15 protein-coding genes are annotated in these 14479 nt (G+C 71.1%); 9 read left to right on the plus strand and 6 right to left on the minus strand.

What is annotated here, in order from left to right; translation table 11 throughout:
• Positions 1-3: 3 nt before the first annotated feature.
• Genes AB0C21_RS09180 through pknB form a run of 6 tightly spaced genes read left to right on the plus strand, consistent with a single transcriptional unit; the run spans position 4 to position 8445 of the window.
• On the plus strand, positions 4-501 hold the full coding sequence (locus tag AB0C21_RS09180) for an FHA domain-containing protein FhaB/FipA (protein ID WP_500203519.1): 498 nt from the start codon (positions 4-6) through the stop codon (positions 499-501).
• Positions 498-2084, plus strand: coding sequence for a Stp1/IreP family PP2C-type Ser/Thr phosphatase (locus tag AB0C21_RS09185; RefSeq protein WP_500203520.1), 1587 nt, complete (start codon positions 498-500; stop codon positions 2082-2084). Before AB0C21_RS09180 ends, AB0C21_RS09185 begins: the two co-directional genes overlap by 4 nt.
• Positions 2085-3671, plus strand: a complete 1587-nt coding sequence (locus tag AB0C21_RS09190; protein ID WP_500203521.1) for an FtsW/RodA/SpoVE family cell cycle protein — start codon at positions 2085-2087, stop codon at positions 3669-3671.
• A gap of 16 nt (positions 3672-3687) precedes the next feature.
• A complete protein-coding gene (locus AB0C21_RS09195; protein WP_500203522.1) occupies positions 3688-5163 on the plus strand; it encodes a peptidoglycan D,D-transpeptidase FtsI family protein in 1476 nt (491 codons plus the stop codon).
• Positions 5160-6605, plus strand: coding sequence for a serine/threonine-protein kinase (locus AB0C21_RS09200; protein WP_500203523.1), 1446 nt, complete (start codon positions 5160-5162; stop codon positions 6603-6605). The genes AB0C21_RS09195 and AB0C21_RS09200 overlap by 4 nt, the downstream gene beginning before the upstream one ends.
• A 22-nt stretch (positions 6606-6627) precedes the next feature.
• On the plus strand, positions 6628-8445 hold the full coding sequence (gene pknB / locus AB0C21_RS09205) for a Stk1 family PASTA domain-containing Ser/Thr kinase (RefSeq protein ID WP_500203524.1): 1818 nt from the start codon (positions 6628-6630) through the stop codon (positions 8443-8445).
• 223 nt (positions 8446-8668) lie between these two features.
• Here the strand turns inward: pknB and AB0C21_RS09210 are convergent, their stop codons facing one another.
• From AB0C21_RS09210 to AB0C21_RS09225, 4 genes are read right to left on the minus strand one after another with little or no spacing between them, the layout of a single operon-like run.
• The gene (locus AB0C21_RS09210) at positions 8669-9271 is read right to left on the minus strand and encodes an anthranilate synthase component II (protein WP_500203525.1); all 603 of its coding nucleotides are present in this window, start codon (positions 9269-9271) and stop codon (positions 8669-8671) included.
• A gap of 6 nt (positions 9272-9277) precedes the next feature.
• Complete coding sequence (locus AB0C21_RS09215; RefSeq protein ID WP_500203526.1) at positions 9278-9466, minus strand: hypothetical protein; 189 nt, start codon at positions 9464-9466, stop codon at positions 9278-9280.
• Positions 9467-9474: 8 nt separating this feature from the next.
• Complete coding sequence (locus AB0C21_RS09220) at positions 9475-10119, minus strand: class E sortase (RefSeq protein ID WP_500203527.1); 645 nt, start codon at positions 10117-10119, stop codon at positions 9475-9477.
• A gap of 23 nt (positions 10120-10142) precedes the next feature.
• On the minus strand, positions 10143-10898 hold the full coding sequence (locus AB0C21_RS09225) for a DUF881 domain-containing protein (RefSeq protein WP_500203528.1): 756 nt from the start codon (positions 10896-10898) through the stop codon (positions 10143-10145).
• Between the two features lie 81 nt (positions 10899-10979).
• On the opposite strand from AB0C21_RS09225, the gene AB0C21_RS09230 reads away from it, so the two are divergent.
• Positions 10980-11237, plus strand: a complete 258-nt coding sequence (locus tag AB0C21_RS09230) for a cell division protein CrgA (RefSeq protein ID WP_121432795.1) — start codon at positions 10980-10982, stop codon at positions 11235-11237.
• 142 nt (positions 11238-11379) lie between these two features.
• On the opposite strand, the gene AB0C21_RS09235 is transcribed toward AB0C21_RS09230, so the two are convergent.
• Positions 11380-12276 carry a rhomboid family intramembrane serine protease gene (locus AB0C21_RS09235; RefSeq protein ID WP_500203529.1) on the minus strand — a complete coding sequence of 299 codons (897 nt, stop codon included), beginning with the start codon at positions 12274-12276 and terminating at the stop codon, positions 11380-11382.
• Positions 12277-12342: 66 nt separating this feature from the next.
• Positions 12343-12867 (minus strand): peptidylprolyl isomerase, encoded by a 525-nt coding sequence (locus AB0C21_RS09240; RefSeq protein WP_149262718.1) that lies wholly within the window; start codon positions 12865-12867, stop codon positions 12343-12345.
• Between the two features lie 171 nt (positions 12868-13038).
• Here AB0C21_RS09240 and AB0C21_RS09245 point away from each other — a divergent pair, with 171 nt between their 5' ends.
• Positions 13039-13512 (plus strand): hypothetical protein, encoded by a 474-nt coding sequence (locus tag AB0C21_RS09245; protein WP_500203530.1) that lies wholly within the window; start codon positions 13039-13041, stop codon positions 13510-13512.
• A gap of 89 nt (positions 13513-13601) precedes the next feature.
• Positions 13602-14411 carry an acyltransferase gene (locus AB0C21_RS09250; RefSeq protein WP_500203531.1) on the plus strand — a complete coding sequence of 270 codons (810 nt, stop codon included), beginning with the start codon at positions 13602-13604 and terminating at the stop codon, positions 14409-14411.
• The last annotated feature ends 68 nt before the right edge of the window (positions 14412-14479 follow it).

Raw genomic sequence — 14479 nt, forward strand, 5'->3', positions numbered from 1 at the left:
CCGATGTCCCCATTCACCCTCACGCTGATCAAGCTGGCGTTCCTGGCGGTGCTGTGGCTGTTCGTCATCGCGGCCGTCGGCGTGATCAGGGCCGACCTGTTCGGTTCGAAGGCCGCGACCAAGGCGGCCACACGCGCGTCCCAGCCCCGTCCCCCCAGGGCTGCCCGGCAGCCGAAGCCGCCGCGCCCGCAGCGCAGCGCCCAGAACGGCGCCCCGACGAAGCTGGTGGTCGTCCAGGGCGAGCGGGCCGGCACCGTCATCGACCTCACGGGGGTGCCCATCACCATCGGCCGTGCCAATGACGCCACGCTCGTCGTGACCGACGACTACGCTTCGAGCCGCCATGCCCGAATTTTCGCGCAGGACGGCCAGTGGATCGTGGAAGACCTCGGCTCGACCAACGGGACGTATCTCGGACGCACGAAGGTGAGCCGGCCGATGCCGGTCCCGCCGGGCGTCCCGGTCCGTATCGGCAAGACCGTGATCGAGCTGCGCAAATGACTCTGGGAATCCGCTACGCCGCGCGCTCCGACGTGGGCATGCTGCGCGAGGGCAACGAGGACTCGGCGTACGCGGGCGCGCACCTGCTCGCGGTGGCCGACGGGATGGGCGGGCACGTCGGCGGCGAGATCGCGAGCGCCGCCGCGATAGAGGCCCTCCGGGCGCTCGACAAGGACCTCCCCGCCACCGAGCTGCTGGCCGCGCTGGAGCACACCGTCAAGACGGCGAACGACAACCTGCACCGCATCGTGGAGTCCGACCCGGCCCTGCAGGGCATGGGGACGACGCTGACGGCGATGCTGTGGGCGGGCAACCAGGTCGCCCTGGTGCACATCGGCGACTCGCGCGCCTACCTGCTGCGCGACGGCAGCCTGTTCCAGATCACGCACGACCACACGCTGGTGCAGTCGCTGGTCGACGAGGGCCGGATCAGCCCGGACGAGGCGGCCTCGCATCCGCAGCGGTCGCTGCTGCTGCGGGCGCTGGACGGCCGCGGCGAGGTCGACCCCGACCTGTCGCTGCGCGAGGCGAAGGTCGGCGACCGGTACCTGCTGTGCTCGGACGGCCTGTCGGGCGTCGTCACGGCGGAGACGATCTTCCAGGTGCTCACGGACGTGGACGACCCCGAGCAGGCCGTCCGGCAGCTGATCGACCTGGCGAACCGGGGCGGCGGCCCCGACAACATCACCTGCGTCGTCGCCGACGTCGTGGACCTGGAGCGCCAGCCCCCGACGGGCGGCCCCGGCCACGCGGTGGGCGCGGCGGCGAACGCGGCGCCGCCGGAGCCGCCGGGCGGCGGGACGGGCCCGAACACGACCGTCGCCGACACCCCGGCCGGGCGGGCCGCGCAGCTGCGCGACACCCGGCCGCAGCCGCCGGTGGCGGTCGACGAGATGCCGCCGCCGCAGGCTCCGATGCCGATGGGCGACCCGATGGGCCCCCCGCCGGCGCCGGGCGCGATGCCGCAGGCGCAGCAGATGCAGGCGAGGCGGAGCGGCACGCGCCGCTGGACGTGGCTGGTCGTCGTGGCGGGCGTGGTCGTCGTGGGCGTCGTGGCGGGCGGGTTCGTGCTGCTGCAGAACGTCCGGAACGGCTACTACATCGGCGCGAACAAGGCCGGCGAGGTCGTCCTCTACCGCGGGACGACGCAGAAGGTGCCGGGCCTCAGCCTGTCCCGCGAGGCGGCCGAGAAGGACCAGCCGAAGCAGCCGATCCTGGTCGCCGACCTCCCGCAGGACCTCCAGCAGCAGGTCAAGGACACCTACACCGTCGACGGCCCGAACGCGCTGAAGCAGCTGGAGACCGCCGTCTGCAAGTACTCGCTGGTCGAGAAGGACGGCGAGGTCGTCATGGTGAAGGGCCGGGAGCAGCAGAACTGCCGGCAGACCGAGGTCAAGAAGAGCGGCGTCCGGATCGACGAGCTGCCCGCCTCGGACGTCTCCGCGGTCCAGAATGGCACCCTCGTGTTCATCGGGCAGAAGGCGGCGCAGGCCAGGCTCGACCAGCTCGGCGCACGCCGGGAAGAGTGCAGGAAGCGCAGCCCGTCCATCAAGGACTGCCCCTCGAGCGGGGGGAGCTCGTAGATGCAATCGATCGGCGACCAGATCAGGGCCCACCTCCCGTACCAGCGGCGCAACGCGGCGTCGCTGGCACTTCTCGTCTTCGCGATGGTCCTGACGCTGTCGGCGTTCGCGGAGGTCGGCCTCGCGCGTGACGGGAACATCCCCGGCGGCCTGTTCATCTACGGCGGCGGGCTGGTCGTGCTGGCCCTCGCCGCCTACCTCATCCAGGCCAAGTTCACCCCGTACGCCGACCCGCTGCTGCTGCCGCTCGCCGTGGCGCTGAACGGCATCGGGCTGGCGATGATCTACCGGCTGGACCTCGACACCAGCCATGACCGCAAGGTCGCGGCGGCCGCGGGCAAGAAGCTGCTCCCCGACGCCGCCGACGCGCCCGGCCAGCTGATGTGGACGTTCGTCGGGATCGGCCTGTTCGTCGCCGCCGTGCTGATCATGCGCGACACCGACAAGCCGGACGCGCCCCTGTCGTTCACGCCGAAGACCGCGCAGCGCTACACGTACCTGATCGGGCTCAGCGCGGTCATCCTGCTGCTGCTGCCGATCGTCCCCGGCATCGGCGCGGAGATCAACGGCGCCCGGGTGTGGATCCATCTGGGTCCGTTCTCGGTGCAGCCGGGCGAGTTCGCGAAGCTGCTGCTGGTCGTGTTCTTCGCCGGCTACCTGGTGAACAAGCGGCAGGCGATGTCGCTGATCGGCAAGAAGGTCGGCCCGTTCAGCCTGCCGCGGGCCCGCGACCTCGGCCCGATCATGGTGATCTGGTTCTTCTGCCTGGGCGTGCTGTTCATGCAGAAGGACCTCGGCACCGCGCTGCTGTTCTTCGGCCTGTTCGTGTCGATGCTGTACATCGCGACCCAACGGGTGTCCTGGGTGCTGATCGGTGTCGGGCTGCTGTCGATCGGCGTCTTCATCGCGACGCTGCTGCCGTTCATGGGCCACGTGAACCAGCGCATCGACATCTGGCAGAACCCGAAGCCCTACTTCGACGGCGGCTGCCTGCTGGAGAGCGGCAGGGTCGTCCCGGTCAACCCCGACACCGAGATCTACAAGAGGTTCAAGGCGCAGGGCAGCGCCTCGCCGGGCTTCTCGGCCTGCGCCGAGCTCGGCGGGGAGTACTCCGACAGCGCGCAGCTCATGAAGGGGCTGTTCGCGCTCGGCCAGGGCGGCGTCCTCGGCACCGGGCTCGGCCAGGGCGAGCCGTGGCGGACGCCCCTGTCGTTCAGCGACTTCATCTTCGACTCGCTGGGCGAGGAGCTCGGGCTCACCGGGCTGATGGTGCTGCTGCTGATATACGCGTTGATCGTGCAACGCGGGATGAAGACGGCCGTGGCGGCGCGGGACCCGTTCCTGAAGCTGTTCGCGGGCGGCGTGTCGTTCGTGCTGGCCCTGCAGGTCTTCGTGATCGTCGGGGGCGTCACGCGGCTCATCCCGCTCACCGGTCTGACGACGCCCTTCCTGTCCCAGGGCGGCTCGTCGCTGATGGCCAACTGGATCCTGATCGCGATCCTGGTGCGGATGAGCCACGACGCGCGCAAGCCGGCCCCCCAGGCGATCCAGGACGAGGGCATGACCCAGATCGTGAGCACGAGGTGACTTCCCCCCTATGAACATGGACAAGCCGGTTCGGCGGGTGGCGATCTTCGCATTGCTGCTGTTCTTCGGCCTGATGGCCCAGGTCAACTACGTCCAGGGCAGCCAGGCCGAGGACCTGCGCACCGACGCGCGCAACAGCCGCCAGTACGCGGACGTGTTCAACTCGCCGCGCGGCCAGATCTCGGCGGGCGGCGAGGTGCTGGTGGTCTCGAAGGAGACCGGCAAGGACAACCCGAAGTACGGCCGGACCTACAAGGACGGACCGGTCTTCGCGCCGATCACCGGCTACTTCAACGGCAACGCCACGCAGGTCGAGCGGGCCTACAACTCGCTGCTCGGCGGCAAGGACAAGCGGATCACGCAGCAGCGCTGGTTCGACACGTTCATCGGCAAGAAGGCCGAGGGCGCGAACGTCGAGCTGACCATCGACCCGCAGGCGCAGCGCACCGCCTACGAGCAGCTGAAGGCCGGGACGTCGAACGGCCGCCGCGGCGGCGCCGTGGTGATCGACGTGAAGACGGGCGCGGTCAAGGTGGCGGCGTCGTGGCCGTCGTTCGACCCGAACGAGGTCGCGCCGCAGACGGGTGAGAAGGGCGGCAAGCGGCTGGAGCAGCTCGACAAGGGCGAGGGCGTCATCAAGCCCCTGGTCGACAACGCGCTCAGCCAGACGTTCCCGCCCGGCTCGTCGTTCAAGACGGTGGTGTCGGCGGTCGGGATGCAGAAGCTCGGCCTGAACAGCTCGTCGACGGTGAACACCGGCCAGCTGATCCTGCCGGAGTCGGGCCGCCCGCTGCCGAACTCGCACGACAGCGGCAGCTGCGCCGGGTCCGCCCCGCTGCGCGGCGCGTTCGCCGAGTCCTGCAACACCTCGTTCGCGAAGATGGCGCTCGACATGGGCATCCAGGAGCTGCACGACGGCGCCGAGTCCTTCGGGTTCGGCAAGCACGTGCAGCTGGAGCCCGACATGTACGCCGCGGAGAGCGACATCCCGGTCTCGATCAAGGACGCCAAGGGCAACACCATCCAGACCGGCAAGGACGGCACGGCCCGCTCCGGCATCGGCCAGGAGAACGTGCGGGCCACCCCGCTGCAGATGGCGATGGTCGCCTGCGCGGTCGCCAACGGCGGCAAGATCATGAACCCGTACGTGGTGCAGCGGGTCCGCGCCAAGGACCAGAGCGAGCTCTACAACGCCTCGCCGAAGGAGTTCGGGAAGGCGATGTCCGGCGACCAGGCCGGCCAGCTGGAGGACATGATGCGCGCGGTGGTCTCCGAGGGCACCGCGAAGAACCTGGCGGGCAAGCGGATCGCCGGCAAGACCGGTACCGCCGAGCAGGGCCCCGGCAACCCGAACGCCAACTGGTTCGTCGGGTTCAGCCCGACCGAGAACCCGCGCTACGCGTTCGCCGTGATGGTCGAGACCCCGGGCTCGGGCGCCGCCAACGCGGGCCCCGTCGCGGCGGCGATCATGGCGAAGGTGCTGCAGAAGTGAGTACGGGCCTCGTCCTGAACGACCGGTACCGGCTGCTGGAGCGGCTGGCGATCGGCGGGATGGGCGAGGTCTGGCGCGCGTCCGACGCGCTGTCCGGGCGGCCGGTGGCGGTGAAGCTGCTGCGCCTGGAGCTCGGTTCGGACGTGCGGGCGCGGGGCCGGTTCGAGTCGGAGGCGCGGTTCGCCGCGGAGCTGCGGCACCCGGGGATCGCGCGGGCGTTCGACTACGGCGAGCAGGCCGGCCGGACGTTCCTGGTGATGGAGCTGGTGCCCGGCGAGCCGCTGGACGAGATCCTCGCGCGCGACGGCGGGCTGCCGCTGGAGGCCGTGCTCGACCTGATCGTCCAGGCAGCGCGGGCGCTCTCGGTCGCGCACGCGGCGGGGATCGTGCACCGCGACGTCAAGCCGGCCAACCTGATGGTGGCCCCGGACGGCACCCTGAAGATCACCGACTTCGGTATCGCCCGCCGGCTGGCCGCGGCGTCGCAGACCCAGACCGGGATGGTCATGGGGACGGCGCACTACATCTCGCCGGAGCAGGCGCAGGGCCTGAAGCTCTCCCCCTCCGCGGACCTGTACTCCCTGGGCGTGGTGGCCTACGAGTGCCTGACGGGCGCGCCGCCGTTCGACGGGCGGACGCCGGTGGAGGTGGCCCTCAAGCACGTCCGGGACGCGCCCGCGGAGCTGCCGGCGCGGGTGCCCGAGGCGGCCCGCGAGCTGATCATGGAGATGCTGGCGAAGGAGCCGCGGGACCGTCCCCCGGACGCCGACACGGTGGCCGCCCGGGCGCTCGGCATCCGCGCGTCGCTCAGCACCGCCGCGGGCGGCGCGGCCCATCGGAGCGTCCGGCCGGACACGGGCCGGAACGGCGCTCGGCGAGGCCCCGGCGCCAGCAGCAACGATCACCCTGTCGTAGAATCGTCAACTTTGTCGGGATTTGACGCCGGCGGGAGGGCGGATAACCTCACCAGCGGGCCGGTGCCCGGGCAACGGCGCCCGGCACTGGCGTACGCATCCGTCGCGGCCGCCGTGGTACTGGTCTGCGTCATCGTCGTCGGCTCCCTGTGGAAGGGGCTGGCGTTCGCCGGGCCGGGCGAGGACGAGCGGGATCCACCCGCACCTCCCGCCACCCGGCCGGTCGGGGACGGCAGCGTCGGCGACCCGGCGTCCACCGCCCCCGCCACCCCGCCGCGGCACACCGCCAGGACCACTCCCAGGCCGGCTGTTCCGCCGCGGCACCGGACGCATAGGATCCGTCCGTCAACGCAGGCGACCCCCAAGGCGTCCCTTTCACATAAGCCATCAAGGAATCCGCCCCGGGCGACTCCCACCGCCCCTGAGCCCACACCCGCACCGACGGGGAGCACCACGACTCCGTCAACTCCAAGCCCGGATCCCCCGCCGACCCAGGAGGGGAAGCTAGGTTCTGGAGACAAGGTGTAGACGTACGAGGGAAAGTGCACATATGAGTCAACCTCGGCTGCTCGGCGGCCGCTACGAGCTCGAAACGGTCATCGGGCGCGGCGGCATGGCCGAGGTCTACCGTGCCCGGGACCGCCGCCTCGATCGCGTCGTCGCGGTCAAGACGCTGCGGTCCGACCTGGCCCGTGACCCCACGTTCCAGGCCCGGTTCCGGCGCGAGGCCCAGTCGGCCGCGTCGCTGAACCACCCCTCGGTCATCGCCGTGTACGACACCGGCGAGGACATGATCGGCGACACCCCCATCCCGTACATCGTGATGGAGTACGTGGACGGGAGCACGCTGCGCGACCTGCTGAGGGAGAACCGCGCGCTGCTGCCGGACAAGGCCCTGGAGATCACCGACGGGATCCTGCGGGCGCTGGACTACAGCCACCGCGGCGGCATCGTGCACCGCGACATCAAGCCGGCCAACGTGATGCTCACCCGGCAGCACGAGGTCAAGGTCATGGACTTCGGCATCGCCCGGGCCATGGCCGACACGGCGTCCACGATGACGCAGACCGCCCAGGTGATCGGCACCGCGCAGTACCTGTCGCCCGAGCAGGCGCGCGGCGAGCGGGTGGACGCCCGCAGCGACATCTACTCGACCGGCTGCGTGCTGTACGAGCTGCTCACCGGCAAGCCGCCGTTCACCGGCGACTCCCCGGTCGCGATCGCCTACCAGCACGTCCGGGAGGAGCCGGTCCCGCCGTCGCAGGTGGACCCGCAGATCCCGCAGTGGGCGGACGCGATCGTGCTGAAGGCGATGGCGAAGGACGCCGACCACCGCTACCAGAACGCGACGGAGTTCCGGCAGGAGATCCAGCGCGTCCTGCAGGGCCAGCCCGTCTCGTCGACGGCGGCGTCCACGATGCTGATGAGCGGCCAGCCGCAGGGCACCCAGATGATGGGCGCCTACGGCGGCGGCCCGGCGCGCACGCAGGTGCGGCGGCCGCAGGACGACGGCTACGGCCTGCCGCCCGTCCACTACGACGACGGCCCCGAACGCGACGGCGCCGGGCGGAAGGCCGCGCTGTGGGTGGGGCTCGCGGTGCTGTTCATCGGCGGCGCCGCGCTCATCGGCTGGCTGATGAGCGGCGGGGACAAGGCGGCCGACCAGGTCGCGATCCCGAAGAGCATCGTCAACGTCTCGCAGAGCGACGCGACGAACCAGCTCACCAAGCTCGGATTCAAGGTCGGCGCACCGCAGACCGCCTTCAACGACGGCGTCGACAAGGGCAACGTGATCAGCTCCGATCCGGAGCCCGGCACGAACGCCGCCAAGGGCGCCACGGTGACGCTGATCGTCTCCAAGGGCCCGAAGCCGCCCACGGAGGTCGATGTCCCGGACGTGACCGGCAAGCCGTACGCCACGGCGAAGAAGATACTGGAGGGCCGCGGGTTCGAGGTCGACAAGAGGGTCGAGTCGAGCGACACCGTGCCGCGGGGCAACGTGATCTCGACCGACCCGACCGGCGGCTCGAAGGCGAAGAAGGGGTCGAGCGTCACCCTGACGGTGTCGACCGGCCCGTCGAGCCTGAAGGTGCCGAGCCTGTTCAACAACAGCCAGCGCGCCGCGTGCGGCAAGCTGGAGGGCCTCGGCCTGAAGTGCCAGGTGCAGAAGGGCGCGCCGCCGCCCGACAAGCAGGTGGCCCCGGGCTTCGTCTACGACCAGCAGCCGGGTGAGGGCGCGACGGTCGCGCCGGGCGACACGGTGACGATCTTCGTTGCGGAGAAGCAGCAGCAGTCGCCGCCGCCCGGGCAGGGCACGCCGACGCCGGGCTTCCCCGGCTTCCCGGGCAACGGGGACGGCCAGGGCTGACCCGGGTATGAACGAGGGCCCCGCCTCCAGTTGGAGGCGGGGCCCTCGGCGTTCGCGGACGGGCCGCGGGGCCCGAGCGGTCCCGGACGTGCCCGGGCATGAGAGAAGGGCCTCCGCCACTCGGGGGCAATGGCGGAAGCCCTTCGCTATGGTCTTCGTCGCGACCCCATGGGACGTTACGGATTTCAACCGAAATTTTCTGAGTTGGAGGAGAAGATCCCGCCTAGCCCCGGCCCGCCCGGTGAAGCCGCAGGTCATCGCAGGTGGCCAGCCAGTTCCGCAGCAGCCGGTGTCCGGCGGTGGACAGGATCGACTCGGGATGGAACTGGACGCCCTCCACGGGGCGGCTCCGATGGCGCAGCCCCATGACGACGCCGTCGCGGGTTCGGGCCGTCACCTCCAGGACGTCCGGCGGGACGGTCCCGGGCACGACGGCCAGCGAGTGGTAGCGCGTCGCGGAGAACGGGTCCGGCAGGCCTCGGAAGACGCCGGCGCCGTCATGGTGGATCTCGCTCGTCGAGCCGTGGACGATCTCGGGCGCGCGGGCGACCGTCGCGCCGTGCACGTGGGCGATCACCTGGTGGCCGAGGCAGACGCCGAGCAGCGGGGCGCCGCGGCGTTCGGCGTCCCGGACGAGGTCGAGGCACACTCCGGCGTCCGCCGGGTGGCCGGGCCCGGGGCTCAGCAGGACGCCGTCGGCCTGTTCGGCGTCCTGGACGGCGACGTCCGACCGGTCCTTGACGACGCACTCCGCGCCGAGTTCCAGCAGGTACTGGACGATGTTGTAGACGAAGCTGTCGTGGTTGTCGACGACGAGGACGCGCATCGCCGGTCAGCCCGGGGTGGCGGAGCCGGACGGCGCCGGATCCTGCACGACGCCGTGGTCGAACTGGACCTTGGGCTCGACCCAGGGGAACACCACGTACCAGAGGATGGCGGCGATCGCGACGAGCAGGCCGAGGGCGGTCGCGGTCTTGGTCTGCCAGGCGCCGGGCAGCCGGCGCCAGATCCAGGCGTACACGGGGCCTCCTACGTCCCGGCGGCCTGCCGGGCCGCTGCCGCGCGCGGCAGCGCCTCGGTCAGCTCGCCGAAGATGATCATTCGTTGCGCGGCGGAGTACTTCGGGTGGCAGGTGGTGAGCGTGATGAGCCGCTCGGTCGGCCGCCGCTTCGGGTGGAACGGGACGGGCGCGGTCACCTCCACCGCCGACGGCCGCACGATCCGCCGGTCGGTGACCTTGTAGACGTACTGCTCGTCCCGGGTGTCGATGAGGATCTCGTCGCCGCGGTCGAGCTCGCCGAGCCGGTTGAACGGCGCGGAGTAGGTCGTCCGGTGCCCGGAGACCACGAAGTTGCCGACCTGGCCGGGCAGCGCGCTGCCCGGGTAGTGGCCGGGGCCCTTGCGCAGGTCGGCGCGGTCGACGCCCTCGATCACCACGAAGCGGTAGTGCTCGCCGAACTTGGGGATGCGGATCACGGCGAGTCCCCTGCCGAGCTCGACCTTCTCGGTGGTGACCTTGGTGGCCCGCCAGTTCTTCAGCATCTCGTCGCCGAGCCGGTCCTGCGCGCCCTTGGTGTACTGGCCGGTGCCCCACAGCTCGTACGTCACGAACAGCATGACGATCAGTCCGGCGGTGATGCACAGCTCGCCCATGCCACGGATCACCGTGCGCACCGCGTCCTCCTCTGCCGGGGGGTTCAGTCGCCTTTGGGCGGTTCCGTCGGCACCGTAGCGTGCTTCATGGTCACGTTGCCGGTGTAGGGCGGCAACGTGGCGCGCCCCACGGTCCGCACCGCGTAGCCGAGCCCGTAGGCGCGGACGTACTTGCGGTAGACCGCGATCTCGCGGGACGCGCCGAGCGCCGCGCGCAGCCGGTCCGGGTCGCCGACGGCGGTGATCCGGAACGGCGGGGAGTACACGACGCCCTGGAGGATCAGCGTATTGCCCACGCACCGCACCGCGCTGGTCGAGATCACCCGCTGGTCCATGATCTGCATGGCGCGGGCGCCGCCCGCCCACAGCGCGTTGACGACGGACTGGACGTCGCTCTGGTGCACGACGAGGTCGTCCGGGCTGACGCCGCGGGGCAGCTCGCCCGACTTCGGGAGCGGCGCGTCGTCCAGCGTGACCCGGACGGCCCGTCCGGCGGCGGGGGTGAACCCGGCCTCGGCGGCCAGCCGGTCGGCCTCCGCCTGAGCGTTTTTCACCCTGGCGTCGTGACGTCCGGCCTCCCGGGAGATACCGTCGACTTGGCGGCGCAACCGCCGGTACTCGGCGCGATCCTGCCGGGCCCGGCGCTGCTCCGCGGTGATGAGCTCGGTGATCCTGGTCCGGCCCTGCTCGCGCAGGCTCGTACCGCGGGCCGTGCTCGCGCTCGCCGCGAACAGGGTTCCCGCAAGGAGCGTGAGAACTGGGATGATGCTTCCCCACGCTGGACGCCGTACGCTGCTCACCAGCGACTACGCTAACCGACAAACCACCCATGCGCGGCCCGGCGCTCCGGCCGCCGGACGCCCGAGGAGATCGATCCCACCGTGGCCAAGTCCAAAGTGCGCAAGAAGGCCGTCTACACGCCCCCGCAGAAGTCCAAGGCGCCCGAGGTCAGCCCGCGCTGGCTCGTGCCGACCATGGTCGCGCTGTGGCTCGTCGGCCTGATCTGGATCGCTGTCTTCTATGTGACGGCCAGCACCGGTACGGATGTGCCGTACATGACCGACCTGCACAACTGGAACCTGGGGATCGGCTTCACCGCGATCATCCTCGGTGTGATCCTTTCGACCCGCTGGCGCTGATCGCGAGTTATCCACAGGTTGAGGGTCGCTCACCGCGCCTTTCCCCAAGTTTTCCACAGGGAGTGTCCACAGGCGCCGGAGCGCGGACGCCGCCGCGCGCGGGCATGGTGGCCCTGCGCGTGCGCGGCGTCCGCGCCCGCGGCTACACCGAGGGGCTCAGCTCGGCCGTTCTGAGGATCACGAGCGCCGCAAGCAGCGCCAGCACGGCCAGCGGCGCCGCGAGGTGGACCAGCCTGCGCCGCGCGTCCGGCGTATAGGCGTAGGCCGCGGCCAGCGCCGCCCCCACCGCGAGGCCGCCGACGTGGCCCTGCCAGGAGATCCCCGGCACCGAGAACGTGATCACCAGGTTGATCACCAGCAGCACCACGATGGGGCCGACCGGTCCGCCGAGCCTGCGGCCGATCACGAAGTACGCCCCGAAGAGGCCGAAGATGGCCCCGGACGCGCCGACCGCCGAGTCGTGCGGGGAGCCGACCAGGTACAGCAGCACCGAACCGCCGAGCCCCGACAGCAGGTACAGGGCGAGGTAGCGCCACCGTCCGAGCACCTGCTCCAGCGCGGGACCGACGGCCCACAGCGCCCACATGTTGAACAGGATGTGGGTGATGCCGAACGATCCGCCGCGCTGGTGCAGGAACATCGTGGTGAACAGCCGGTACCACTCGCCCTCGGCGACCCCGCCGACCCGGCCGTCCGGCAGGACGGCCTGGCCGAGCATCATGAACTCCCAGACCACGCGCCAGGACGCCAGCTCGGCGAGGTACGCCGCGACGCACAGGCCGATCAGCGTGTAGGTGACGACCGGCACGGCGGACGCCGGGCCCCGCGCGCCGAGCACCGTCCGGGGAACCGCCTTGCGGACCCCCCGGTTGCCCTCGGCGACGCACTCCACGCACTGGTGCCCGACCGCCGCGTCCCGCATGCAGTCGGGACAGATGAAGCGGTCGCACCGGGTGCAGCGGACATACGCCTCGCGCCCCGGGTGCCGGTAGCAGGTCGGCACCGAGGTCTCGGGGGCGGGACTCTGGTCTGTGCTCATCAGCGGCTCCGTGGGGCCGGTACGGTTCGGCTCTTACCCGTCACGGGGTCTCACCTGGACCAACGACTAACGGCGCTCGATCGTCACCGATTCGATGACGACGTCCTCCTTCGGACGGTCCATCCGGCCGGTCGGGACCTTGCCGATCCGGTCGACGACGTCGGTCCCCTCGATGACCTTGCCGAAGATGGTGTGCCGGCCGGTCAGGTGCTGGGTGTGCGCGACGCTCAGCGTGATGAAGAACTGGGAGCCGTTGGTGCCGGGCCCGGCGTTCGCCATCGCCAGCAGGTACGGGCGGTTGAACTTCAGGTCCGGGTGGAACTCGTCCTTGAACTGGTAGCCCGGGCCGCCGGTGCCGGTGCCGAGCGGGTCGCCGCCCTGGAGCATGAACTGGTCGATGACCCGGTGGAAGATCGTCCCGTTGTAGAGCGGCCGGTCCGTCTTCTGCCCGGTGTTCGGGTCGGTCCAGGTGCGGGTGCCCTCCGCCAGCTCGACGAAGTTCGCCACCGTCTCGGGCGCGTGCTCCGGGTACAGCTGAATCACGATCTTGCCGAGCGACGTGTTGAGCGTCGCGAAGATCTCGTTGGCCACGCTGGCCGCCTCCTCGTGAGATGGGTTCTGTGACGTCTGATGCGGGGTCTCGGCCATGCCGGAAATCGTCACCCTGCGTGAAAAGTTCGTCACGCTCGCCGTGTTTACCTTTCGGTCGCAGGGAAGGCTGCCTGACAGGACCTCGCAAACAGGGAGGTTAGCGTGTCCCTAATGATCAGTATCCGCCGGAAGCCGCAGGACGAGGTCGTGAACCGGCTCGGCCGCGTCCAGGAGGCGGCCCGCCAGGGCGCCGACAGGTGGCGCCAGGGCGCCTCCGTCGCGGCCGAGCGGATCGGCCCCATCGCGAACGAGCGCGTGTTGGTCGTCCGCGGATGGAGCGCACCGAGGCTCCGGCAGGCGGCCCGGTATGTGGAGACCGGGCTCGCCCCGCGGGTGAGCACGTTCCTGAGTGACGTCGCCGGACGGGTGGAGCCGCCGAAGCGGACCAAGCCCGGACGCGGCGCCCTCATGGCGATGATGGGCGTGGTCGCCGCCGTCGGCGTTGCCGGCGCGGTGGCGACGCGGCGCGGCGCCATCCGCGACATGGCCAAGGGGTCGGGCGAGCAGGCGCACAGCGCCACCTCGGCCGACTCCATGACGGTCAGCGGCGCCGACGTCGACGGCCAGGTGCATTCGCCGCACTGAGCACGCAGGAGGAGGGGCCCGGCCGCACGGCCGGGCCCTTCTCCGTCCCCGTGCGGCCCCGATGGCTACCACCCGGTACGGTGAACGCCATGTCGCCGAAACGCCCCCTGCGGCAGGTACTGGCGGACCGCGCGAGGCAGCGGGCCCGCCAGGGCGTGCACACGGCAGTGCACCGCGCCTGGGAATGGATCCAGCGGCACGGGGAGATCACCCCGCACACGCCGGGCCGCCGCGAGTTCGCCTACCTGGGTGAGGGCGCCTGCATCGGCTTCCCGACCGGGAGCATCTACGGCGAGCCCTGGATCTCGATCGGCGACCACACGCTGGTCGGCACGCACGTCACCATCTCGGCCGGCTTCGTGCCCGGCCTCGACCTCGGCCCGGACGTCATCGTCCGGATCGGCGCGAGCTGCTCGCTCGGCCGCGGCACCCACATCGTCGGGCACCAGTCCATCGACATCGGCGACGACGTCTTCACCGGCCCGAACGTCTACATCACCGACCAGAACCACACCTACGGCGACCTGCACACCCCGATCGGGCGGCAGTGGCCGGAGAACAACCCGGTCGTGATCGGGGACGGCTGCTGGATCGGCACCGGGGCGATCATCCTGCCCGGCACCCGCCTCGGCCGCAACGTCGCGGTCGCCGGGGGCGCCGTCGTCCGCGGCGAGTTCCCCGACCACTCGGTCATCGGCGGCGTGCCCGCCAAGATCCTGCGCAGCCACGACAAGGAGAACGGCTGGCAGCCGCCCCTGCGCACCGACTCCCTCATGTCGCTGGACGAGCTCGCGGCCCTCTCGGTCAACGGCCTGGAAGGCCTCCAGATCCTCCAGGACCGTCTGCGGGCCGAGACCGCCGCCCGGGACGGCGACGTCCTGAGCGAGGAGGCCGGCTGACCGTTCCGCCCCCGCCGGGCGGACAGGACATGCGAAAGAGCCCCGCACTCGCGTGCGGGGCTCTTCCG

The sequence above is a fragment of the Spirillospora sp. NPDC049024 genome (genome assembly GCF_040649235.1).
Lineage (GTDB): Bacteria > Actinomycetota > Actinomycetes > Streptosporangiales > Streptosporangiaceae > Spirillospora.

What these genes read in the sequence shown, in the direction of transcription:
- AB0C21_RS09245 (WP_500203530.1), top strand. Translation starts at nt 13,039, where the DNA reads ATGATCAGTATCCGCCGGAAGCCGCAGGACGAGGTCGTGAACCGGCTC.
- AB0C21_RS09195 (WP_500203522.1), top strand. Translation starts at nt 3,688, where the DNA reads ATGGACAAGCCGGTTCGGCGGGTGGCGATCTTCGCATTGCTGCTGTTC.
- pknB (WP_500203524.1), top strand. Translation starts at nt 6,628, where the DNA reads ATGAGTCAACCTCGGCTGCTCGGCGGCCGCTACGAGCTCGAAACGGTC.
- AB0C21_RS09180 (WP_500203519.1), top strand. Translation starts at nt 4, where the DNA reads ATGTCCCCATTCACCCTCACGCTGATCAAGCTGGCGTTCCTGGCGGTG.
- AB0C21_RS09210 (WP_500203525.1), bottom strand. Translation starts at nt 9,271, where the DNA reads ATGCGCGTCCTCGTCGTCGACAACCACGACAGCTTCGTCTACAACATC.
- AB0C21_RS09250 (WP_500203531.1), top strand. Translation starts at nt 13,602, where the DNA reads ATGTCGCCGAAACGCCCCCTGCGGCAGGTACTGGCGGACCGCGCGAGG.
- AB0C21_RS09190 (WP_500203521.1), top strand. Translation starts at nt 2,085, where the DNA reads ATGCAATCGATCGGCGACCAGATCAGGGCCCACCTCCCGTACCAGCGG.
- AB0C21_RS09185 (WP_500203520.1), top strand. Translation starts at nt 498, where the DNA reads ATGACTCTGGGAATCCGCTACGCCGCGCGCTCCGACGTGGGCATGCTG.
- AB0C21_RS09235 (WP_500203529.1), bottom strand. Translation starts at nt 12,276, where the DNA reads ATGAGCACAGACCAGAGTCCCGCCCCCGAGACCTCGGTGCCGACCTGC.